We start from the raw sequence: 22,784 nt of genomic DNA, 5'->3' as shown, positions 1-22,784 counted from the left end.
CCCCCAAAAATATCACTGCATTATTCCTCATGTTTTCCTATACTACTAATCTAGCAAAGCTAATGTGATACACAAAAAATCAAACGAGGAAGTGGAAAACATGAGTGTTAAAGAACAGGTATTGGATATTATCAAAGCTTCGCCGAACCCGCTTAGCGCAGGTGAAGTGGAAAAGCTGTCGGGACTGGAACGCAAAGCCATTGACAAAGCCTTCACCGAGCTGAAGAAAGAAAATGCGATTGTTTCCCCCATCCGCTGCAAGTGGGAAGCTGCAGTGAAGTAATCCCTGAGCAGCCGCAGCAGTTTGCAGAGATCAATTTTCTGCCGGATAATCCTCGTAGTAAACAATGGAAGGCCCATGCGCATAACCGCATGGGCCTTTTTTATAAAGGAAATAAACAAAAAGATGTTCCGCTGCTCTCTAAGAGAGCCGGCGGAACATCCGGGTACAAGCTGAAATTAAGATGCTTTATTCTCCAGCATGCGGTAGATGATCACCGCTGCCTGAGCACGGTTCGCATTAGATTTCGGTGCAAACTTGGCGTCATCCATCCCATTCAGAATTCCAAGCTCTGTCAGCTGTGCAACAGCTTCCTGCGCATAGGAGGCAATGGAGGATTTGTCGGTGAACTTTGCCAAAACCGCAGTCTTGTCTACGGAAGGCAGCTGCTCTTTAAGCGCACCCGCAATCATAATCGCCATTTCCTGGCGAGTAATTACACGTCCCGGCTCAAAGCGGTTATCTCCTGAGCCTTTTACAAGACCGGCATTCACCGCAATGGAGATCGGCTCAGAATACCAGGTTCCTTGCTTAACATCCTTGAACGTTGCACTTCCTGGCGTGCTAAGGTTCAGTGAACGAACAAGCATGGTTACAAACTCTGCTCTGGTCACAGTTTTCGCCGGAGCAAAAGTATTGCCGTCCAGGCCTTTGACTATGCCTTTGGCAGCCAAAGCACTGATCGCTTCCTGTGCCCAGGCTACCTTGCCCAGATCCTTAAATACAGGAACCGCTGTTGCACTCGGCACCGGCGTTGCACTAGGCGCTGAAGTTCCCGCCGGCGCAGGTGTTGCGCTAGGCGACGGGCTTGGTGATGTTGTTGGAGAAGGTTTTGGTGTTGCTGTCGGTAATGTACCGCCTCCCCCTGTGCTAGGAGCCGTAAGATTATTGACGATACGCCCTTCAAGCGCCGCAGTAATGGCACCGCCCTTGAATGTCTTCACAACGTAATCATAGAACACATCAAGGTCAATAGGTCCCGGCAAAGTTGCGCTTGCCTTCGTCAATACGCTGTAATTGTCACCACCTGCAGCCATGAAATTGTTGACTACTGCCGTATAGCTCTGAGTCATGCTGATCGCGGTTCCGTCAGCCTTGGTAAGATTGGCCACACGGTCAGCAACCGGCAGGTACATATTGGCCGTATATTTCAGACCAGAAATCTGCAGTGTTTTTGTATCTACCGTTCCATCAGCTTTAACGTTCCACTGCTGCTGAAGCAGCGTTTTGATTTGTTCGCCGGTAAGGGTAAGCTTCACCAGCGTGTTGCCGAACGGCTGGATTTTGGCCAAATCGCCAAATGCTACATTTCCCTTTGGAAGGTCGGCGCGGATGCCGCCCGGATTCATAAAGGCGAAATCAGCAGTCCCTTTGCCGTCACCGAAATCGGCTTGGCGCATCGCATCGGCAATCAGGTTGCCGAGATTGGATTCCTTGGTGTAGGCATCGTTACGGTTAATCGTTCCGTCTGTAGTGCCTACAGGCTGAGTCAGCTCCGGATGAAGCGCCAGATACTTATTCACCAGTGCCTGAGTCTCGGCATCAGGTGTGATATTTTCCTGGAATGTGGTCGTAACTACAGCCGTTTTGCTCTTCACATCACGGGTAGTAGGATCAATGACAAGCTTGATGTCTTCAAAAGCGCTGCCGTAAGAGTAAGCCTGTACAACCAGCTTGCCGTTCACAACCCCATTAGCCAGCGCATGGTTATCTCCGGCTACGATAACGTCTACCGGCGAGTTGGCCGGAAGCGCGTTGGCCAGATCGGCAGCTTCGCCAGTGGTCACATCATTTTTAGTTGTAGCGGGATCATGGGCAAGTACAATGATCGTTTCCACACCTTTTTGCTGCAATTCCTTGGCGTATTTCTCAATCGCCGCAACTTCTTCCTCAGCTGACAGGAATTTCACGCCAGCCGTACCGGCAGGGGATACTTTGCTTGGCGTCGCTTTGGTAACCACGCCAATAAAGCCGATTTGGATACCGCCAACTTCCTTAATAACGTAAGGCGTGATGATCGGTTCTCCGGTTTTGCTGTCAACTGCATTAGCATTGATGTAATCAAAATCCGAACCCGCATGATTAACTTTGCTGTTTACCGGGTCCACACCGCCGAAAATTTGTGTTTTCATTGCCGCAACACCTTGATCGAACTCATGGTTGCCCAAGGTTCCCACATCAAATTTCATCAGGTTCATCCATTCGTGGGTCGGCTCGTCGCGTTCAAGCGAGGATACCGGTGCAGATGCACCCACGGAGTCACCGTTATGGAACAGCAGGGAATTCGGATATTTCGCGCGCGCCTCTTTCAAATAGGTGGCGAGCACAGCTGCAGTACCTGCCTTTTTATCACCCACCATAGAAGTTGTATCCAATTGGCCGTGGAAGTCATTGATTCCGAGAAGGTGAACCTCGACATCCCCGGTAGGCGGAGGAGTGGTTTCCTTCAATTTCAAATTGTAAATTTCAAAATCACGTCCGTCACGCTCACCGGTATCCGTAATATTCCCGGTCATCACTGCTGCTGCAGCTGGTGAAGAGGTAAAGGTAACGTTGACATTCCCCTTGATCGGAGCAATCGACCAGTTGTTGTCAGCGGTTGGATCAATTGTACCGGCAGTGGTAATGTAATCCATCAGCACCTGACGGTTCTCTTCCTGGGAATTCAGGATCATGACCGAGTCCTTCACACCTGGGAAGTTGCCGCCGCCGCTGGCACGGTAGTTGTTCGTTACAACGACGAATTCCTGATTCATATCCAGCGGCTGATCGTTATAGGTGACTTCCGTCACCCGGCTGGAAGTTGCGTCATTGATAGACCCGTCCGGCTTGTACTTTGCGTTCTTGGTCACATCAATTTGGTATTTAATTCCGTCAATTACATCGAAATTATACACGGCAAAAGAAGGATTAAGCAAAGACTGCGGCGTCGAAATGCCTGTTTTGATACGGTTGAAGGCACCGGCGCTCATTTCAAGCCATTCTTTGACTGTGCTGCCTTTGACCAAAATTGCTTTCAGCGTATTGTCATAGAGATAGAGGTCGCTGGCGCTGCGGATCGTCAAATCGCCTTTATCAATTTTGGTGTATTCGTCAGGGCCATTTCGTCCCGCTTTGAAAGGCGCCCCGACGCTGAGAATTGGCAGATCCTTGTATTCCGGTGCGCTGGTGGCGATGTAATTCTCCACGTACCATTTTTGCGCATAGGTTACGATCTGTACTGTCGGATCATCCTGTACCATAGCGAAGTAGCTGTTCATCGGAGCCGTAGTTTCGCCCAGCTTCTGGCCAGTGTACGCGATTGTAGCTTCATGGTCGGCAGCAACCGCCGCATCCACTTCGGCATCCGGAGCAACATTTGCGATGTTCACTTTGTTTTCTGTGCGGTAGATCGAACGTGTGGAGGATTCCGAGTTGGCCTTATCCACCTTCCAGCCGCTGTCTCCGTCTTTGACAACCGAGAGATCGATGATGCCCAGGTATGCACCACCGTAGCCGGCTTGTACAGCAGGAACATTATTGATGTGTCCCTTTGCATTGTCAATGACCGCTTTATCGTTGTTGTACGGCAGCTTGGTCACGGGATCTTTAAAAGAAGCATCCAGCAGGGTGTCATTCCCGTTGGTCGGGAATACCTTGTGGCTGTGGGAGAAGGTGATGGCGTCGATACCCGGCACTTTGCTCAACGCATTGACGTCATTTTCGGAAAGATCACCCTTCACGGCAGATGCATCAAATCCGGTATGTGCCATCGCCACGATTACATCTGCGCCCGCTTGCTCCATTTGGGGAACGAACTTCTCTGCGGTTTCGGCAATATCCTTGGTGATATATTTGCCTTCCAGATTCACTTTGTCCCATTCCATAATTTGCGGTGTTACCAGTCCAAGGAGTCCCACCTTGATTGTCTGCGTCTGCCCGCTGCTGTCAGTAACCGTCTTAGGAATGATGATATAAGGCTTATAGGCATTGACGTCATCTGCAGGATCCGCATTATGGTCGTCAATATAAATGTTTGCATTCACATATTTAAAATCAGCATTCGTAGCTTCGCTGTCTTCCTTGCTTCCATTAACTACCCGATCCAAATACTCCAATCCGTAGTTGAATTCATGGTTGCCGAAGGTTGCTGCGTCATAGCTCATCACGTTCATTGCTGCGATCAGCGGATGAATTTTGCCCGCCTTTGTCATAATGTCCGATTTGGTTGCCATATAAGTGCCAAGCGGAGTGCCTTGAATCAAATCACCGTTGTCGAGCAAAAGATTGTTCGGATTCTCTTGTCTGGCCGTTTTGACCAATGTTGCCGTGCGGTCCAGACCTACCGTCAAGGATTTAACATTCTTGAAGTAGTCCCAGCCATAGACATTTGTATGCACGTCCGTTGTGCTCATAAGCCGCAGTTTAACTGTGGGCGAGGAGTCTGCAGCAGCACCTGCGGCTTCAGCCTTTTCCGCTCCCAAAACTGAACCTGCAAACACCCCCCCCAACACTTGCGCACCAAGAACCGTGGCCGCCAGTATTGAAGCGATAGGCTTGTTCCATCTTGTTACTTTCATAAGTTAATAATCCTCCCACTTTGTCACTTTATACCGACCGCAAAAAGTGTATCATGACAAAGTTAAGGAATCTGTCGAAGTTTATCAAATCTATTAAATAGTTTTGTAAAAATTTAAACTATTAGTAGATTCGACATAGTACTGGTCAGTTATCACCACGCAGGCACACAGCAAAAAGCACCCGCCCGTGAATTCCAAGTACACGGACAGGTGCTCTAACGCATTGTTATGAAGGTTTATTAAACTTAGAATATCAGCGGAGCTTCCTAGTTCTGCATGACAAAATCATTGTCGATCTTCGCATTGGCATCCTCGAACGTCCGCAGAATATCATAGCGTGTGTTACGCTGCGCAGGGATCTTGCCCGCCTCACGGATGAGTTGGGTGATCGACTCGATGTTGACCTTGTAGGTCGCACCCGCTGAGGAAACCACGTTCTCTTCGATCATTGTACTGCCGAAATCATTGCAGCCGTATTGCAGGGACAACTTGCCAACCTCAGGCCCCATCGTTACCCAGGAGGATTGGAAGTTCTTGATATTATCCAGCACAAGGCGGCTGATGGCTACCGTCTTCAGGTATTCCTCCGGCGTCTGTCTGTCCAGCTTCAGGTTGGTGTTGTCCGGCTGGAATGTCCAGGAGATAAAGGCCAGGAACCCTTCGGAGTCATATTTATTGGCGATACACTCATCTTGAGCTTCACGCACACGCAGTAAATGAAGCGCGCGCTCTTCCATACTCTCTCCCAGGCCAATAACCATCGTTGCGGTCGTGTTCATGCCGATTTTATGTGCGGTCTGCATGACGTCCATCCATTCGCGCCAGGAGCCTTTCAGCCGGCTGATCTTGCGGCGGGTACGGTCATCAAGAATTTCCGCTCCACCGCCTGGCAGCGAATCTAGTCCTGCGGCATGAATCTCCCGCACTACCTCTTCCAGAGAAAGGCCGGACACTTCCTTCATCTTCATAATCTCCGCCGGAGAGAAGGAATGCATCGTAATTTCCGGGAAACGCTGCTTAATGCCACGCAGCAGATCCGTATAGTAGCTGAACGGCAGATTCGGATTCGTGCCGCCCTGCATGAGGATTTCCGTGCCGTTTACGGCTATGGTTTCGGCAATTTTTTGATAGATGGTCTCATCGGGAAGCACATAGCCCTCCTCGGATCCGGGTCTGCGGTAAAATGCGCAGAAGCGGCAGTACACATCACACACATTGGTGTAGTTAATATTGCGGCCGATCACGAATGTGGCCAGCGGGTCCGGGTGCCAGCGTTTCATAATAATATCTGCGGCAGCGCCCATTTTCTCAATTTCGTTGCTCTCGAACAACCGGATAGTGTCCTCCAATTGAAGACGTTCGCCCTTCAGCGTCTTATCCAGAATAAGATCTATCGCACTCATCGTTCGCAGCCTCCTCTTAAGCCCATTTAGTATGATGGATGAATTAAATTTGTATAACATTTGAATAAGCTCGTTTCTTCATCGTATCACAATCCGGGCGGCTTGAGAAACTTTTTGCGTACACGTGATTCCTCAGCCGAGGCAGGCATGTTTTTACATTCCTAATAAGAGCAAAAAACAGCAGAGCCATCAAGCGGCGCTGCTGCCGGTACCTTTATCATCCGTCTGCTTTTCTTTAATTCGCAGCTTCCTCAAGCTCGATCCGCGCTGCTTCCAGCGCCTGGCTGAGATCGCTCTTCAGATCATTCACATGCTCTATTCCGACAGAGAAGCGCAGCAGGCGGTCATCCACGCCTACGGCATCGCGAATTTCGACCGGAATGTCGGCATGGGTCTGCACCGCCGGATAGGTCATCAGCGACTCGACACCGCCCAGGCTTTCGGCGAAGGCGATCAGGCGGATATGGCGGAGCAGCGGCTCCACATATCTGGCGTCTTTTACCTTAAAGGAGAAGATCCCGGTGTTGCCCGAGGACTGGCGGTTCTGAATTTCGTAGCCCGGGTGATCAGGCAACCCCGGATGGAATACCTCTGCAATAGCCGGGTGCTCCAGCAGATAATGAGCCAATTCCAGCGCATTGCTCTCATGCCGCTCCATACGCAGGGCCAGCGTCTTCATGCCTTTCATCAGCTGGTAGCTGTCATTTGGTGCAAGTACGGCACCCAGAGAGTTATGCAGAATGGCCATTTCTGCCGACAGCTCGGTGCCCTTGGTAACGATAAGACCCGCAAGGACATCGTTATGGCCGCCCAGATATTTGGTGGCACTATGGACAATAATATCCGCGCCGAGCTCCAGCGGACGCTGGAAGAACGGGGTAAGCAGCGTATTGTCTACGATTGTGAGTAGTCCTTGCCGGCGGGCCCACGTACACACGGCTGACACATCCGTAATCATCATCAGCGGATTGGTCGGGGTTTCAATAAATACAGCCTTCGTATTCGGAAGGCGCGCCGCTTCCAGCGCATCAAGATCGTTTGTATCCACATAGGAGGCTGTGATCCCGTACTTGGACAGAATCCGCTCCAGCAGCCGGTATGTGCCCCCGTACAGATCCAGCGAGACCACCAGATGGTCACCATGCCCGAACAGTGCAAACACTGTGGTCAGCGCAGCCATCCCGGAGCTGCAGGCAAAGCCGGCGTCTCCTGATTCCAGCTCCGCAGCCGCCTCTTCCAGCACGGAGCGGGTTGGGCTTTTGGTGCGGCTGTAGTCAAAACCTGTGCTTTGTCCGAGTCTAGGGTGGCGGAATGCCGTTGCATTATAAATCGGATAATTTACTGCCCCTGTAGCGGGATCTTCCTGTGAGCCAATTTGCGCCAGTCTGCTTTCAATCCTAAGTTTCTCGTCCATCTGTAAGCCTCCTAAATGTGGTGTAATCATTTCTATATGGTGTGAAGCAGCTAACGTCTTCTCTTTTAAATAATCGGACCAATATCGTAAGGGGTCTCCTGGTATACATAGTAATTGAGCCAATTGGCAAACAATAAGTTGGCATGGGCCCGCCAGACGGCCGGCGGTGTGCGCTGCGGATCATCCTTTGGATAGTAATGCTTCGGCAGTGCGACATCCATCCCCTTGGCTGCATCCCGGTCATACTCCCATTTGAGGGAAAAAGGATCATATTCAGAATGACCGGTAACGAAAATCTGTCTGCCGTCATGTGTCGCTACCAGATAAATTCCGGCTTCCTCCGATTCGGCCAGAATCTGCAGATCCGGATTAGCGAGGATATCCTCACGGGAAATGTCGGTATGGCGGGAATGTGGAACATGGAACACTTCGTCAAATCCGCGCAGCAGCTTGACGTTATTATGGCTCAGGGTGTGCGGGAAAACTCCGAAGCATTTCTCGTCCAAGCTAACCTTGCGCACTCCAAAGTGGTGATACAGTCCTGCCTGGGCAGCCCAACAGATATGCATGGTCGAAGTAACGTTGTGTTTGCTCCATTCGAAGATTTCTTTCAGCTCTTCCCAGTAGTTCACATCCTCGAACTCCATCTGTTCTACCGGGGCGCCGGTAACAATTAATCCATCCAGACGGCGGTGGCTGATTTCGTCAAAGGTTTTATAAAAGCTCTTCAAGTGCTCTGCCGAAGTGTTCTTGGAGGTATGGGAGCTGGGATGCAGCAGAATCACATCAACCTGAAGCGGCGAGTTTCCGATTAGGCGCAGCAGCTGCGTTTCGGTTGTTTCCTTAGTCGGCATTAAATTCAGAATAGCGATTCTCAAGGGGCGGATGTCCTGGTGGAAGGCCTGGCTTTCATCCATTACAAAGATATTCTCCCCGGATAATACCTCTTTGGCCGGCAAGCTGTCGGGAATTTTAATTGGCATTGTTGTGTCCACTCCTTAACTGAATTTGAGTGCCGCTAATACGGCTTGTGTTTAAAATACAACCAAAAAAGACCTTTCTCGGGCGAGAAAGGTCATAGATTTGCAGTCATATGCGCCTCTCTCATCTGCCAGAGAACTTCTGCCGGGATTCAAATATCCCCTGCAAAGCTTCCGCAAGAATTAGCACCGTGCGTTCACACGCCGGTTGCCGGGTTTCATCGGGCTAGTCCCTCCACCTGCTCTTGATAAGATTTAGCTGTATTCAGTTAGAAAAATCTAAAATGTCAAACGTTGTTTTTCTTAAAATTCACTTTAAATCATGAACCTCCTTTTCGTCAAGCCCATACAATGCTAAAGAGCCCCTGAAAGTGAAAAGAATTTTGCTTGAAAGAGGCATACCCCGGCGTTATACTAGACAAGTGTTTCATACTATAAATGACGAAAAGAAGAGGTGAGAGAAGAATGGAAGGCGACCCGGGTGCGCAGTTAAGCGTGCAAAGTGAGCTACCACACAGGATTAACATCAGCTTGCCGGCGGCGGGAGCAGTTCTTCTTCATGCTCTCGAAACGTCATTTGGCCTTATTCGTTGATTGTACCACCGGCCAAGCTGATTTTTTTCTCTGTGCTTTAATTAGCATATCCCTGGAGAAGACTGGGGACAGAAGGAGTGAATCAGATGAAAATTCGGCAGGTGAACGCAGGAGTTTTTACAACTATTGAGGATATTGAAGAAACACTGACAGCCCCTACAGAGGGCTTCTACTGGATTGATGCGGATATTGAGGATTTGGAGCTGCTTCAGCCCTTATACAATCTGCATGACCTGGCCGTTGAGGATTGCCTCAGCGAAGAGGAGCAGCGCCCGAAGATTGAAATTTATGAAAGCCATTATTTTATAGTTGTCAACAGCATCCGTTTCGATGACGAGGAGATTTTCCTTCGTGCACTGAACGTGTTTCTCGGCAGACATTACATTATTACCGTCACCAAACAAAAGATCCATGAACTGCGTGTGCTGAAACCCATCCTGTGGGAGCAGGAGGTCAGCGAGCCGGACCGCTTCCTGTACCATCTGATCGACACTGTCGTGGATAACTATTTTTCCGTCGGCGACCGGATTGAAGTGCGGATTGAGAAGCTGGAGGAGGATATCCTTATGCATACCAAGAAATCGCATCTTAGCGAGATTATCGGTCTGCGCAGCGAAATACTCTGGTTGAAGAAGATGCTTGGACCGCAGAAAGAGGTTATCAACACCCTAAATAAAAAAGACCTCCGCCTGATTGATGACCAGCTGCAGAAGTATTTTAGCGACATTTATGAAAATGCGGTCAAAATCTCTGAAACCTTCGAGACCTACCGCGATCTTATGGGCAACTTACGCGAGGCGTACCAATCGAGTATTGCCAACCGTGCCAACGAAATTATGAGAGTATTTACAGCCATTACAACGATATTCATGCCGCTGACCGTAATTACCGGGATCTACGGGATGAACTTTGACAATATTCCCGAGACCCATTCAGAGTACGGCTACTATGGCGTTATTGCCGTTATGGTGACGCTCGGCTGCGGGATGCTGTTTGTTTTCCGCAAAAAGGATTGGCTATGAACAACAACGGACGAATACGCTAGGCGAAGGCACCGTTACCGCAAGGGAATGGAAGCCTTCGTCTTTTTGTTCAGAAGAAGCTGAATAGCATCTATTCTAATCTTCGTTAAGCATTGCCCATTGCTGAAATATTTGTAGGATCTCTTCTAAATTGTTCACTCCTCCTCTTCCCTGGAAAATATTATCGCTTACCTTGCCGTATACCCAGTCGACATCCGACCTGTCAATATTCAGCAGTTCAAAACCTTTATCCTCCAGTTCGGTTCCTCCCAAAAAAATGTCAACAGACCACCCGGGATTATCAAGTGTCGTAATACTGACAACCTGGCTGTGTTCCCAATCTCCGTCACATTGCCGTGAATACCACTCTTCAAGCCATTGTAAAACATTCATATATACAGCTCCAATCCAGAATATGTTCAGCGGCAATCCGCAAATTCCCTTTGATCATCTGCCTAAAGGTTAATGTTCATTACCCTGTTTGCATATTTTGTAATACAAATCGAAAAAAACCTAAGCGGAACTCTCTCCTGCAAGGGAGGAATCCCGCTTAGCTACAATTCTTTCGCTTAGGCAACTCCATTTCGCCTTGGCATCGAAAGCCTTATTCTAAAACCCCGTAGCCATTTCCACTCCGTTCTCCGTACCGCGCCGGAAACGGATCCGGATCAGCCGCAGCCGTTCATAATACATATCGAGCCCTTCGGCAGGTGAAAATTCCTCTCCGTACGCTTTATACAGCACAGGCTTCAGGAATGAATCGCCCAACAGTTCATAGGCGGTCCATATACTGTCCTGCTCGTTTGGTGAGATTCCCTGTAGTTCCAGCTCAATCAGCTTCTCCACGGAATATCCGTCCTTCTCCAGTTCTTCTACCGCTTCTATCACTTCACGGCGGCTAACGCCGCTCGTCGTTTTGAGCTGTTCCATTCCCAGGCCGTTTTCAATTCCCTGTAGCACTATGCGCCGCAGCCGCAGCCGTTCCAGCTGTTTCTTGTACTTAAGCTCTTTCTGCTTATAAAGCCATGAGCTGAAGGCCTCCTCTTCAACAGCCTCGTTGACCCAGCTCAGCGGATAACTGTGATCACGCGAAGCTCCCGAAGTAATGTTCAGCCATTCGGCCCCGTATTGCAAAGCCTTACCCTCGCCGACCCCCGGGATTTGCAGCAGTTCCTCCCGCGTGCGGGGAAGAAATGCGCTAAGCATCCGCAGCAGACGGTTACTGGCCAGAATATAAGGCGCTTTGCGTTCACTGGATGCTCTGCCCCTGCGCCAGGCGCAGAGCTCCTCATAAATGGCTTCGTTGGCGTGCTGTTCGCTGTAATGCTGCAGCTTGAGCTGCTCCTGATTACGGCTGTTCAGACCCTCTTCTTCATGGAATGCACCGTCGATTAACGGACGGTAGCCGTCCCCCATCTTTACCGCCAGCTCATGCCTGTATACACATAACATCTCATTCCATGAGCCGCCCTCATACCAAATGTTGTCGCTCAGCTCCTCGGCACCGGAAAAATCGCGCCAGCCCAGACTCCAAATGCCTTCTTCCTCGCCAATCCATAGCTGGGCAAACGCCTCCTGGTCTGCCCCTGACATTCTCGACAACCGGTTCATAAATACGATCTGCATCCCGATCCCTACCTTCCTCGTCTTACAGCAAGCATGATCGCGTCAACGCCGGAGCTTCCGATCTATAGAGCACGGCTGCTATATAGACCCTTGAACGCACAAAAAGCACCTCTCTCACGCTGAACGTGAAAGAGGTGCTCCCTCTTAAATGCTATACTGTTAAATCCTAGGATACCATAGATTGCCGAACAGTCAATCTCTTTTTGTGTTAGGCTCTGTCCAATGCCATTTTGGCTAATCCAAGCGCTCCGGACAGTCCGGCATTGTCTCCGAGCTGTGGTGAAACAACATAGTTGCCGATGCCTTCATTTAGCGCAGGATGCTGCACATAACCTCCCAGCAGCTCTTGCAGCTTGGCATGGATTAACGGGAACAGCTGACTTTGCTTCATGACACCGCCGCCCATAACGATCTTCTGCGGAGACAGAATAAGCACATAATTCATTAGTGCATGCGCCAGATAATGGGCCTCCATGGCCCAGGCCGGGTGATCCGCAGGCAGCTCGCCTGCCGGCTGGCCCCAACGGCTGCCGATCGCCGGACCTGCGGCCAGGCCTTCCAGGCAATCCCCATGATAAGGGCAAAAGCCGGCAAAGTTGTCCTCCGGATGGCGCGGCACCAGAATATGCCCCATTTCAGGATGAGATAAGCCGTGAATCAGCTCACCGCCGACCACTGCCCCGGCCCCGATGCCTGTGCCAACGGTAATATAAAGACAGCTGTCCAGCCCCTGAGCTGCTCCCCATTTGTATTCACCCAACGCTGCTCCATTCACATCCGTATCAAAACCGATCGGCACATTGAATTGTCCGCCTACGGCTCCTACCAGATTATATTGTCCCCAGTGAGGTTTCGGAGTCGTCGTAATATATCCATACGTAGGGCTTCCCGGCACCGGATCAATGGGTCCAAATGAGCCGATGCCGATGGCGCCGACTTGTTTATTGCCAAAATAGTCGATCACGAGTCCCATCGTCTCTTCGGGCGTTGTCGTTGGAAAGCTGACCCGGTCGATTATCGTCCCGTCCTCATTCCCCACTCCGCATACAAACTTCGTTCCCCCTGCTTCAATCGCTCCCAACAATTTCACTGCAGTGTTCCCCCTTCTCCATGAACGGCTGGCCGTTAACCGGCTCTACCGGTAGTTATATAATATTAAAGCGCTCTCTTGCCTTTATTATACGTGGGTTGCAGGGTTATGACAAGCGGTTGACATAGTTCTGTTTTCCGAAAAAAAAGGACATCACACGCTATCCCCTGTTTAACGGAGCTGCTGTTTTGTCCTTTGTCACAGCTGGTAAATATCTGGCTTACTTACGTTCATGATAGGCCCGGCATGCTGCGACAAACCGTGCGGCGGCCGGCAGATAAGAAGCCAGATGAATATGGGCATAAGCTGCCATCACATTGCCGCTTACATAACCTTCCGGCTGGCTGCCGCCCCTCCCTTTGCTCTCATACGCAAAGTTCCTCGGCTCTCCATGGTCATAACTCATGACGGAGTAATGAAATTCATGTCCGCGCAGCGTCTCTCCCTGCAGCAGCAGCAGGCAGTCCCGGATCGCGGTAACTTCCCGGTAACCAAGCGCCGCACGACGCTCCTGCATAACCGTATGAGCCGGAATAATCCCGGCCATCTCATGCAAGTTCCCGCTGCGGTCGGTCAGACTGCGTGCCAGTACCATATAGCCGCCACATTCGGCATAGAGCGGCATTCCGTCCGCCGCAGCTGACCGGATGCCGTTCAGGAAAGCCTTGTTCCCCGCAATCACGGAAGCGAACTCTTCGGGAAACCCGCCGCCGATATAGATTCCGTCCGCATCCGGCGGAATGCCCTCGCCGCGCAGCGGGCTGAATTCAGTCAGTCTTGCACCGGCGCGAATCAAAAGCTCCAGATTGTCGGTGTAATAGAAATTAAATGCCGCATCACGGGCAACGGCAAGAAACGGGCGGTAGCCGGCTGGTTCAAGGGACGGAGGGATGGGGTGAACTGGCGGCTCGTGGCTGGCTGACGCAAGTGACGGAGGGATGGGAAGATGGCTGTTTGGAGATACGGCATGGGATCCCGCCTTAGATTCGCTGCCGGTTGTCGGCTGGTCTGGCCGCTCGGAAGCCGCTCCCCGTTCACCTACCACACCCCCGGAAAGGTGCAAATCGGGAGCAGGATTAGTTGGCAATCCCGTTTCCGCGATGCCTGCCGGTTGATCTTCACGCAGGCAACCGGACGCCGCCGCCGGGTAGTCTTCAGCGGACGTCCCGCCCTGTGACGGGTTGCCAAACGGGGGGATTTCTGCCAGCGAGATCTCCGGTAAGAGGAGCGGATGCCGCAGCGGGGGCGCTGCTCCGGCAAGCTGCAGCAGCGCCGGGAGGTTGGTGCCCTCCGCCAGCAGATCGGCGGCACGGTCGAACAAGGGCTCCAGCTCCCCCCGCTCAACGGCAGGCAGCAGGCCCAAATGCCGCTCCGGAATGTCGAGCCCGCTATCCCGCAGCAGCCAGCCCAGCACGGGAATTCCGCAGGCGGCTTCAATCGCCGCCTTCACCGTCTGGTAATGGCTGGCACTCCCACAGCGGTTTACAATAACCGCGGCAATACGTACGCGCGGCTCCAGCTGCTGGAAGCCCAGCACTATTGCCGCCGCACTGCGGCCCATGCTGCGGACATCAAGCACCAGCAATACCGGACTGTCTGTCAGGATGGCGATCTCGGCGGTTGAGCCGGTTAGCCCTGTCGCTTCTTTGCCGTCATACAGCCCCATGACCCCTTCGATCACCGAAAGATCCGCTTCCGCTGAGGAGCGCAGAAAGTACTCCAGCAAATACTCGCCTGAGGTCATCCATGAATCAAGATTCCGGGGTGAACGTCCGGTGACAGCGGCATGATAGGCCGGATCAATGTAATCCGGGCCGCATTTGAAGCCCTGTACATTCAGTCCCTGCCGGGCAAACGCCCGCATCAGCCCAAGTGTTACCGTCGTTTTTCCCGAACCGCTGCCTGTACCGGCTACAAGGATGCGGGCACGCCGCTGCAACGGAAGCCCGTCTCCTTCCCGCTCATACATCTGCATTTGCCTCCCCTCTGTCAAAAATAACCCTGGCCACAGCAATCGTCACATTGCCGCTTTTTTTCTTGGGCAAAAGCAAATCCTTCGCACCTGAAGACAAAAGGGCTGCAGGCTCGCAAACACCATAGGCTCCGGTCGCCTTGAATACGATCTCCGACGGCTGGTCCAGCGGAACCGTATTCAGCTGCTCCGGCGGATATAAAGCCAGCTCCCAGCCGTGCTTGGCGCACAAAGCGAGCAGGCCGGCTTCATCGCCTTTGATCCCGGCAGTGGCCGCGTTTCGCACGCTTAGGAGAGACAGCCCCAGCTGTGCAAGGGTTTCCGCCACCACCGCTTCCAGCTCCGCCGCCGAAGTGCCGCGGTTGCAGCCCAGGCCGAGCACCAGGCTGCGCGGACGGTACACTACGGTCCGTTCCGGCAAAGCCGCCGCTTCCGGCGCTTTCAGCAGCCGGTCGGTTACAACAATTGCTGCGCTGAAGGAAGCCGCGCGCATTTCAGCCATATCCCCGCAGAGCTGCACATGCTCGGGCAATGCCGCTCCAGGGTGCAGCCAGCCGCACTCCCCATGCTCCTGCAGGAAGGCTACCCGCTCGCCGTTCACCAAGGCGGCACTCACCGCCTTCATGTGTGTGAAGCTCTCCGGCCGCCAGCCGAATTCACGGCCGAGCAAATCCGCCGCGAACGTCCCCTGAACATCCGAGGCGGTTGTGATCACGGGATGGCTGCCCAGCAGCCCGGCAATCTGCAGCGTCAGCCTGTTGGCCCCGCCCAAATGACCGGAGAGCATGCTGATTACATGTTCTCCGCGTTCGTCAATCACGATGATGGCGGGGTCGGTTTTTTTATCCTGCAGTAAAGGCGCAGCTAATCTTACCGCTGCGCCAAGCGAGAAGAAAAGAATCAAAGCCTCATAACGTCGGAATAGAACCGGCAGCAGCTCTTTTAGGGGCTCAGCAAATATCCGGCGTTCCCCCGGTATCTCTTCAAGCTCCCCGCTGTACTTGGCGTAGCAGAACACTTCGGTACCGCTCAGTTGCTCCCCCAGCGTCAGTGCAAGCTTAATGCCGTTACGTGTAATGGCGATAGCCGCATATTTCTTATCCATGATTGCCGGTCCCTTCCCGGCAGCCGTGGGTAAACGTCTTGTCGTACAGCTTTGAGCGGTGAGCATCACAGTCGACCAGCCCGGGATCCAGTGCCCAGCCGGCCAGAATCATCGCATGCATCGTAATGCCCGCTTCACGCAGGTCAGCCTCCAGTTTCTCTACCGTTGTCCGCAGAATCTGCTGATCCGGCCAGGTGGCCCGTTTGACCACAGCTACAGGCGTGTCCGGACTCCACCCGGCGGCGAGGAATTCCTCCGCCGCATGTCCGGCCAGTGAAGCGCTGAGGAACAGTGCCACCGTGCAGTGATGGCTGGCCAGACGGCGCAGCTGCTCGCGCTCGGGCACGGGCGTACGTCCTTCGGCACGGGTCAGAATGACCGTCTGCGTCAGCTCCGGCACCGTCAGCTCCGCGCCAAGCGCCGCCGCTGAGGCAAAAACAGAGCTGACACCCGGCACGATCTCATAGCCGACGCCGCACAGCTTCAGCAGCGACATCTGCTCCAGGATCGCTCCATACATCGAGGGGTCGCCTGTGTGCACACGGGCTACGCTTTTGCCGGCCTGCACTGCTTCTGCCATCAGCTCCACCTGTCGCTCCAGATCCATCCCTGAGCTTTGCAGCACCTCAGCACCGGGCTTCGCGCTGGAGATCAGCTCTTCACTGACCAGCGAATCGGCGTACAATACGAGATCGGCCGAGCGCAGAATACGGCTGCCCTTAACGGTAATCAGCTCTGGATCGCCGGGTCCTGCCCCGACGATGTAGACCTTAGGTTCCAGCTGTGCTTCCGTCATTTGCTCACCACCATCAGACTCAAATACTCCAGATCCGAGCCGCGCAGCTCGCGGGCATCCCGCCAGACGGTCTCATAGGGAGAAGTCACCTTGGTGACAACGGACGCTTTTCCTCCAAGACCCAGTTCATCCAGCACCTCCAGCACCAGATCAAGCACCTTCGCCACCTTAAGGAACACTACAGTATCATGATGCAGCAGCGCTTCCTTCAGCGCCTCACGGTCTTCGGTAGCCGGAATGATACCCACCCGCTGGTCACCGTCGGCAAGCGGCTGTTCGAGTGCCGCAGCAGCACCCAGCACCGAAGAAATTCCGGGAACCGATATAATCGGCACAACGGGATGCTGCTCTTGCATTAAACGGGCCAGATGAATAAAGGTGCTGTACAGATTGGGGTCACCCTCCGTCACAAAAGCAACATCATTGCCAAGGCGCAGCTCATTCCAGCACAGCTCTACAGTCCAGCGCCACCCGTTCTCCAGCTGCACAGGGTCCTTGGTCATTGGAAACACAAGTCCCAGCATGACCTTTTCGTCCTCATTTACATAGGTGTCGACGATCTCCTGGGCATAGGATTTGCCGCCTTTTTTGGCAGCCGGATAGGCGATCACCGGACATTCTTTCAGCAGACGGCAGGCTTTGACCGTAATCAGCTCCGGGTCCCCGGGACCGACACCCACTCCATACATGGTACCTACAGCCAGCAAGGCAGCGTTAGACTCAATTACATTCTCGGCCTCCAGCTGGCCGTCAATAAACTCATACTCTTCCATAGCCGTTTGGGCCATCGCTTGGGCTGTCTCTTCACCGGCAATATTCTGCCCGCTTGAGGGTACTAGCTGCGGTTCCGCTTGATTGTTTGTCATCTCCAGTTTCTCCTTTTATTGAGCTGTATGTTTACTTGGATATATCCTTTGGTCATCACTACCTATGGCAGGAGGGGATTTATGCTGCGACAGTTTCGTGTATGTACGGCATGGCATTTTGCGGCTCAGGAATGCATACAAGAGTTCAGTTTGGCACGCACGGGTGCACGTATGGACTGAAGCTATTAGTGACTAAATCTGGTAGTGACTAAATCTGGTAGTGACAAATCAGATATGGAATAATATTCCATGTGCTTCGCTTTAGATTGCCGATTGCATATCCGGACGATAGTCAGTTGATTCCCTTGCAGCTGCTGGATGCAGCACTCAGTTTCTCAAGGGGAGGACTGGCACAGAATGCTTGGTCCATCGCTTATGATCCGAGCAACTGGTAGCTACGCGGACTGGAGAGGCGCTATTTGCAGATTTCTTGTTGTTTTTCGCTCTTCTCGGACTCCAGAGACGTTATTCGCATCATTTATCTCCATGATACAGCCCAAGCGAGGAAATAGCGGCGCTGGGGTCCGTTTACTTGGAAAACTATGGCTCATTGATAAAATAACGTCGCTGGGGTCCGCCTCTGCACGTAGCTGTCTTCGTGATGTTACCTTCTTCGCACCGTGGCTATCTAGTCGTCCTCGTATTGATGTCTTCTTCGCATCGTAGCCGTCTAATCGTCTTCGTATCGCTATCTTCTTCGCATCGTAGCCGCATTCACAACTTTATCTTTTTCGCACCGAAGCCGCTGTACCCCTCATACCTATCTCCCGCTGCCCTGCAGCGTTCAACAGTTAAACCGTCTTATGGCCGCTGACCACATAGACGGGGTTCATCCCTTCAAACCGGGTCATGCCAAGAATCGGTTTGCCCCGTGAGGCCTGCAGCATCGTTACTTCCGGAGCAAATCCGGCGAGTGCCAGCGCCTCCATGCTGTTATGCAGCGTCTCAATCGTGATGGCTCCCACAACGATCCGCCCTCCGGGCCGCAGCCGGGCTGCACTATGTGCAATTATAGCTGCCAGCTCACCGCCGCTGCCGCCGATGAACACGGCGTCCGGGTCTGGAAGCTTATCCAGCCCCTGCGGGGCTTTGTCATGGATAATTGCAAAATCTGCACGAAACTTCCGCCGGTTGGCTTCAATGTTGGGCAGATTGTCTGCCCCTTTTTCCAGGGCATAGACCCTGCCAAGACGGGCAATCCGCGCACATTCCACCGCTACTGCACCGGAGCCGGAGCCGATATCCCAGACAATCGCATCCTCGGACAGATTCAGCTCCGACAGGACAAAAGCGCGGACCTCCCGTTTGGTAATCAGGCCCTTTTCCGGCTTCCGCTGCTGGAACACCTCATCGGGATATGCGAATCCGCGCCGCACCTCCACCGTACTTCCCGGCTTCCGCCGCAGAATTACCACATTTAGTGCCGCAAATTCCGCCAGCTCCAGCGCCTCCAGTTCCCAGAACCGGCAGACCTCTTCCGGGCCGCCCAACCGCTCGCAGACATAAGCCTCATACTCCATCATGCCAAACTCCCGCAGGTAAGCTGCAATCCGCGCAGGAGTATTGACTTCATCCGTCAAAAGAGCAATCTTCTGCCTGCCGTCAATCCGCTGGGCCAGCCCGTTAATCGTCCTGCCGTGCAGACTGATAAGCTCTGCATCCTGCCAGCTGTCACCCAGCCGGGAAAAAGCAAGCTGCACACTGCTGTAATGCGGAATCACTTCGACCTGCTCCGGCCCGAACCTCTTGGCAAGGTAGCCGCCAATCCCAAAAAACAGCGGATCCCCCGAAGCCAGCACAGCAATACGTTTTCCCGCTTTCCACAATCCCTCCAGCTTGTCGGCAAAAGGCTTTAGCCCGCCCTGCAGCGTGATCTTTTCCCCATCGTACCGGCTGAAAAACGACAGTTGCCTCTCCCCGCCGAGCAGTACCTCACTCTCCTGGACTTTTCTCAAGCTACCCGGCGTCAGCCCGCCTGCGCCATCCTCGCCGATACCGATGATATAAATTACATTAGCCACAGATTTCCGCCCTTCCCAGCACTCGGCCTTTCATCGTGATCAGCACCATTTCTACCGTCATCTCCCCATTCATGTGAATCAGGCAATGTCTGCAGGCATGAAGGCATAATTGTTCAAAAAAAGCGTAATTCCCGGCTGCCGTCATCATGTCCACAACCTGCGAAGCCGTATTGGCGGCAGCAATCTCCTGCACCAGTTCTTCGTCAGCCCCGGCTTCGGACGCTACTTGGGACAGGAAACCGAAATCAACCGGCGCATTTTTCGAGTGAATCAGCATGGCTCCCTGTGCTACTTTGGAATATTTGCCTGCCATGCCGACAAGCGTCACCTTGCTGAATCCATAAGCTTTGGCATGGCTGAGAGAGAACCCCACGTATTCGCCCATCTGAATAAAAGCTTCCTCCGGAAGCTCAGGGAACATTGCCATGGCATATTTTTCACTGCTGCCGCCGGTAGTGAGGATCAGCCCCCTGTTCCCTGTAGCAGCTGCAACCGATATCGCCTGAACCACACTCGCCTTATAGGCTTCAGTGGAGAACGGTGTAACCACTCCCCTTGTGCCGAGTATCGAAATACCGCCTACGATGCCCAGGCGCGGATTGAGTGTCTTGAGCGCAATGGCTTCGCCTTCGGGCACATTGATTACCACCCGCAGTCCCCGGGCGGCGCTATGCTCTTCCAGCACCTCGGATACAGCTTCCAGAATCATACGACGGGGCACCGGATTGATCGCGGCTTCTCCTACCGCTACCGGCAGCCCCGGCTTCGTTACTCTGCCGACGCCCCGCCCGCCGTCAATCTCCACACCGGGATGTTCGAGCCAACTAACAGTGGCCTCGATCCAGGCCCGGTGAGTGGCATCCGGGTCATCCCCGGCATCCTTCACCGTGGCACAGGTTGCCATGGAATCATCCTGACGCTGCCATCCGGTCAGTTCGAAGGTATGCCGGAATCCCGCCGGCAAGTAAAGCTCCACTCTCTCCGGCGCATCACCGGTGATCAGGAGGAGTGCCGCGCCTTTGGCTGCGGCGGCAGCACAGGCGCCGGTGGTATAACCCCGGCGCATAGGTTTCGAAGAGGTCTCCTCAGTCATGCCGATCCCTTCTTTGCTGTATGTTATGGGCTTGCTTGGTTCACTAGATTTTAACTTAGTCCTTCTGTGCTTCTGTGCTTATTGCTGCTTCTTAGCTTCTTAGCACTCTTAGCACTCTTAGTGCTCTTAGTGCTCTTAGTGCTTCTTAGTGCTTCTTAGTGCTTCTTAGTGCTTCTTAGTGCTTCTTAGCGCTTCTTAGCGCTTCTTAGTGCTTCTTAGTGCTTCTTAGTACTTCTTAGTACTTCTTAGTATTTCTTAGTACTTCTTAGTGCTTCTTAGTGCTTACTTGGCGTTACTTTTCACTTGTGGTCTGTGCATGTTCTACTCTCTGTTTGGCTCTCATTAATTCGCTTCTTCTTGTCTTGACTTGGCTTGACTTGGCTTGGCTTCTTTCTTCTTAGTTAACGACTTCTATGTTTATTTATTCTTTATTCGTATAAAAACCTACCCTTTACTGCTACCGGCCAGATTCCTGTTGTTCAGTATCCTGCCGGACAGCCAGCAGGCTTAAGGCATTCACCGCTGCAACAACGACCGTACTGCCGCCTTTGCGGCCTATATTCGTAATGTAGGGAATGTCCAGCTTGCGCAGCTCATCTTTGGATTCCGCGGCGGATACGAAGCCTACGGGCATGCCGATAACGAGTCCGGGCTGGGCCGCTCCTTCTTTTACCAGACGAATCAACTCCAGCAGCGCCGTGGGCGCATTGCCGATAACATATATCCCGCCGGGGGCTTCGTTGCAAGCTTTGCGCGTCGCGACAATTGCCCGGGTCGTCCCCAGCATTTTGGCTTCTTCGATGACATCCGGGTCGGAAATATGCACCCTGACATCTCCGCCGTATTTATGTATCCTTTCCTTGGCGATACCGGCCTCTACCATCCGCACATCGGCAATGATCGGCTTGCCCTGCAGGATGGCAGCTATACCCGCTTCAATCGCCCGGGGATGAAACATCAGACTCCGCCCCAGCTCGAAATCGGCAGATGCGTGGATGATCCGCTGCACCACCGGATACTGCATAGCGTTAAAATAATGTACTCCCAGTTCCTTCGTGATCATTTGAAAGCTCAAGCTTTCAATTTCCTGCGGCTGCACCGTCAGCGGTTTGAAATCCGTCCCAAAGTCCACGCCCATTCCCCTTTTCATAATTCAATAGATGTTTCTACATCGTTTCATTCATGCACCGCCAGTACTGCTTTTACCGCACCTGCTATCTCATCCATTGCATGATAGACACTGCCAAAATCGCAATAAGGCGTGTCTGGACGCGTTATCAAAATGACATATAGCCCCATATCCAGTGCAGCATGCAGCTTCTCATCAAGAGATCCCTCTGCGCCGCTCTCCTTAGTGATCATGACCTGCGTGCCGTATTGCCGGTACATCGCTTCGTTCATTCCCCTTGAAAAAGGTCCCTGCATCCCAATAATATTCCGCTGTTCTATCCCAAGCGCAAGGCATTTATCGATGTTCTCCAGGCAGGGAAGCAGCCTGACCGTCAGGCGTACCTCCGGATCGCCGAGCAGCTGCTCCGCAAAAATCTCCAGTGTCTTCCCACCGGTGGTCAGCATGACCGAGCCTTTTAATTGTTTTGCTTTGCGGGCCGCAGCTTCATAAGAATCTACACAGATCAACCGGGGATGACTGTCATAATGAAGGCTTCGCCGCTCGTAGCGAAAATAGGGCAGCCCCAGCGCTTCCGCAGCAGCCATTGCATTGGCATGCGCCTCAAGTGCAAAGGGATGGCTTGCGTCTACTACAACACTGTAATTCCCCTCCTGCAAAAAGGAGATCATTCCCGGGCTGTCCAACCTGCCAACCGCAGTCCGTATTGCGGCTGCTTCAAGCCGCTCCGCTGCACTTGGCGTTACAACAGAAGCCACCAGCGGTAATCCGTGAGATGAAAAAGTCAGTGCTAATTCCCGGGCATCACTCGTTCCGCACAACATAAATATCATA

17 protein-coding genes and 1 riboswitch are annotated in these 22,784 nt (G+C 52.7%); of the genes, 2 read left to right on the top strand and 15 right to left on the bottom strand.

Translation table 11 applies throughout. From position 1 onward, the window contains the following. Positions 1-100 precede the first annotated feature (100 nt). Positions 101-283: a transcriptional regulator gene (locus NST07_RS09160; protein WP_341091242.1), complete on the top strand. Its 183-nt coding sequence runs from the start codon at positions 101-103 to the stop codon at positions 281-283. Between the two features lie 176 nt (positions 284-459). On the opposite strand, the gene NST07_RS09155 is transcribed toward NST07_RS09160, so the two are convergent. From NST07_RS09155 to metA, 4 genes are all read right to left on the bottom strand, one after another. Next, positions 460-4,839, bottom strand: a complete 4,380-nt coding sequence (locus NST07_RS09155) for a bifunctional 2',3'-cyclic-nucleotide 2'-phosphodiesterase/3'-nucleotidase (RefSeq protein ID WP_342481419.1) — start codon at positions 4,837-4,839, stop codon at positions 460-462. A 266-nt stretch (positions 4,840-5,105) separates the two neighbouring features. Beyond that, positions 5,106-6,242 carry a cyclic dehypoxanthinyl futalosine synthase gene (gene mqnC, locus NST07_RS09150; RefSeq protein WP_038588354.1) on the bottom strand — a complete coding sequence of 379 codons (1,137 nt, stop codon included), beginning with the start codon at positions 6,240-6,242 and terminating at the stop codon, positions 5,106-5,108. A gap of 235 nt (positions 6,243-6,477) precedes the next feature. Further along, positions 6,478-7,656 carry a PLP-dependent transferase gene (locus NST07_RS09145; RefSeq protein WP_341091240.1) on the bottom strand — a complete coding sequence of 393 codons (1,179 nt, stop codon included), beginning with the start codon at positions 7,654-7,656 and terminating at the stop codon, positions 6,478-6,480. A 65-nt stretch (positions 7,657-7,721) separates the two neighbouring features. Beyond that, a complete protein-coding gene (gene metA, locus NST07_RS09140) occupies positions 7,722-8,639 on the bottom strand; it encodes a homoserine O-succinyltransferase (RefSeq protein ID WP_038588346.1) in 918 nt (305 codons plus the stop codon). Between the two features lie 118 nt (positions 8,640-8,757). Next, positions 8,758-8,891: riboswitch (SAM riboswitch) on the bottom strand. A gap of 425 nt (positions 8,892-9,316) precedes the next feature. Between metA and corA the strand changes: the two genes are divergently transcribed. Next, positions 9,317-10,252, top strand: coding sequence for a magnesium/cobalt transporter CorA (corA, locus tag NST07_RS09135; protein ID WP_341091237.1), 936 nt, complete (start codon positions 9,317-9,319; stop codon positions 10,250-10,252). Between the two features lie 96 nt (positions 10,253-10,348). Here the strand turns inward: corA and NST07_RS09130 are convergent, their stop codons facing one another. The 11 genes from NST07_RS09130 to cobK all read right to left on the bottom strand — a co-directional run bounded on the left by NST07_RS09130 (position 10,349) and on the right by cobK (position 22,783). Continuing rightward, complete coding sequence (locus NST07_RS09130; RefSeq protein ID WP_341091235.1) at positions 10,349-10,645, bottom strand: immunity 53 family protein; 297 nt, start codon at positions 10,643-10,645, stop codon at positions 10,349-10,351. Positions 10,646-10,861: 216 nt separating this feature from the next. Next, a complete protein-coding gene (locus NST07_RS09125) occupies positions 10,862-11,878 on the bottom strand; it encodes an HRDC domain-containing protein (protein ID WP_342481418.1) in 1,017 nt (338 codons plus the stop codon). Between the two features lie 208 nt (positions 11,879-12,086). Beyond that, a complete protein-coding gene (locus NST07_RS09120; protein ID WP_341091233.1) occupies positions 12,087-12,968 on the bottom strand; it encodes an ROK family protein in 882 nt (293 codons plus the stop codon). A 220-nt stretch (positions 12,969-13,188) separates the two neighbouring features. Then, positions 13,189-14,937 (bottom strand): cobyrinate a,c-diamide synthase, encoded by a 1,749-nt coding sequence (locus NST07_RS09115; protein ID WP_342481417.1) that lies wholly within the window; start codon positions 14,935-14,937, stop codon positions 13,189-13,191. Further along, entirely contained in the window at positions 14,930-16,045 is a 1,116-nt protein-coding gene (locus NST07_RS09110; RefSeq protein ID WP_341091229.1) for a cobalamin biosynthesis protein, read from the bottom strand. The genes NST07_RS09115 and NST07_RS09110 overlap by 8 nt, the downstream gene beginning before the upstream one ends. After that, positions 16,038-16,841, bottom strand: a complete 804-nt coding sequence (gene cobM / locus NST07_RS09105; protein ID WP_341091228.1) for a precorrin-4 C(11)-methyltransferase — start codon at positions 16,839-16,841, stop codon at positions 16,038-16,040. Before cobM ends, NST07_RS09110 begins: the two co-directional genes overlap by 8 nt. Then, positions 16,838-17,530 carry a precorrin-2 C(20)-methyltransferase gene (gene cobI, locus NST07_RS09100; RefSeq protein WP_341097596.1) on the bottom strand — a complete coding sequence of 231 codons (693 nt, stop codon included), beginning with the start codon at positions 17,528-17,530 and terminating at the stop codon, positions 16,838-16,840. Before cobI ends, cobM begins: the two co-directional genes overlap by 4 nt. A gap of 968 nt (positions 17,531-18,498) precedes the next feature. Further along, a complete protein-coding gene (gene cbiE / locus NST07_RS09095) occupies positions 18,499-19,728 on the bottom strand; it encodes a precorrin-6y C5,15-methyltransferase (decarboxylating) subunit CbiE (RefSeq protein ID WP_341091226.1) in 1,230 nt (409 codons plus the stop codon). After that, positions 19,721-20,821 carry a cobalt-precorrin-5B (C(1))-methyltransferase gene (locus NST07_RS09090; protein WP_342481416.1) on the bottom strand — a complete coding sequence of 367 codons (1,101 nt, stop codon included), beginning with the start codon at positions 20,819-20,821 and terminating at the stop codon, positions 19,721-19,723. The genes cbiE and NST07_RS09090 overlap by 8 nt, the downstream gene beginning before the upstream one ends. A 457-nt stretch (positions 20,822-21,278) precedes the next feature. Next, a complete protein-coding gene (locus NST07_RS09085) occupies positions 21,279-21,953 on the bottom strand; it encodes a precorrin-8X methylmutase (RefSeq protein WP_341091223.1) in 675 nt (224 codons plus the stop codon). 44 nt (positions 21,954-21,997) lie between these two features. After that, positions 21,998-22,783: a precorrin-6A reductase gene (gene cobK, locus NST07_RS09080; protein WP_342481415.1), complete on the bottom strand. Its 786-nt coding sequence runs from the start codon at positions 22,781-22,783 to the stop codon at positions 21,998-22,000. Between the last annotated feature and the right edge of the window lies 1 nt (position 22,784).

It is taken from the genome of Paenibacillus sp. FSL L8-0340, from assembly GCF_038593145.1.
GTDB lineage: Bacteria > Bacillota > Bacilli > Paenibacillales > Paenibacillaceae > Paenibacillus_AQ.
The sequence above is the reverse complement of the archived record's forward strand: the minus strand, read 5'-3'. Positions and strand labels throughout refer to the sequence as shown.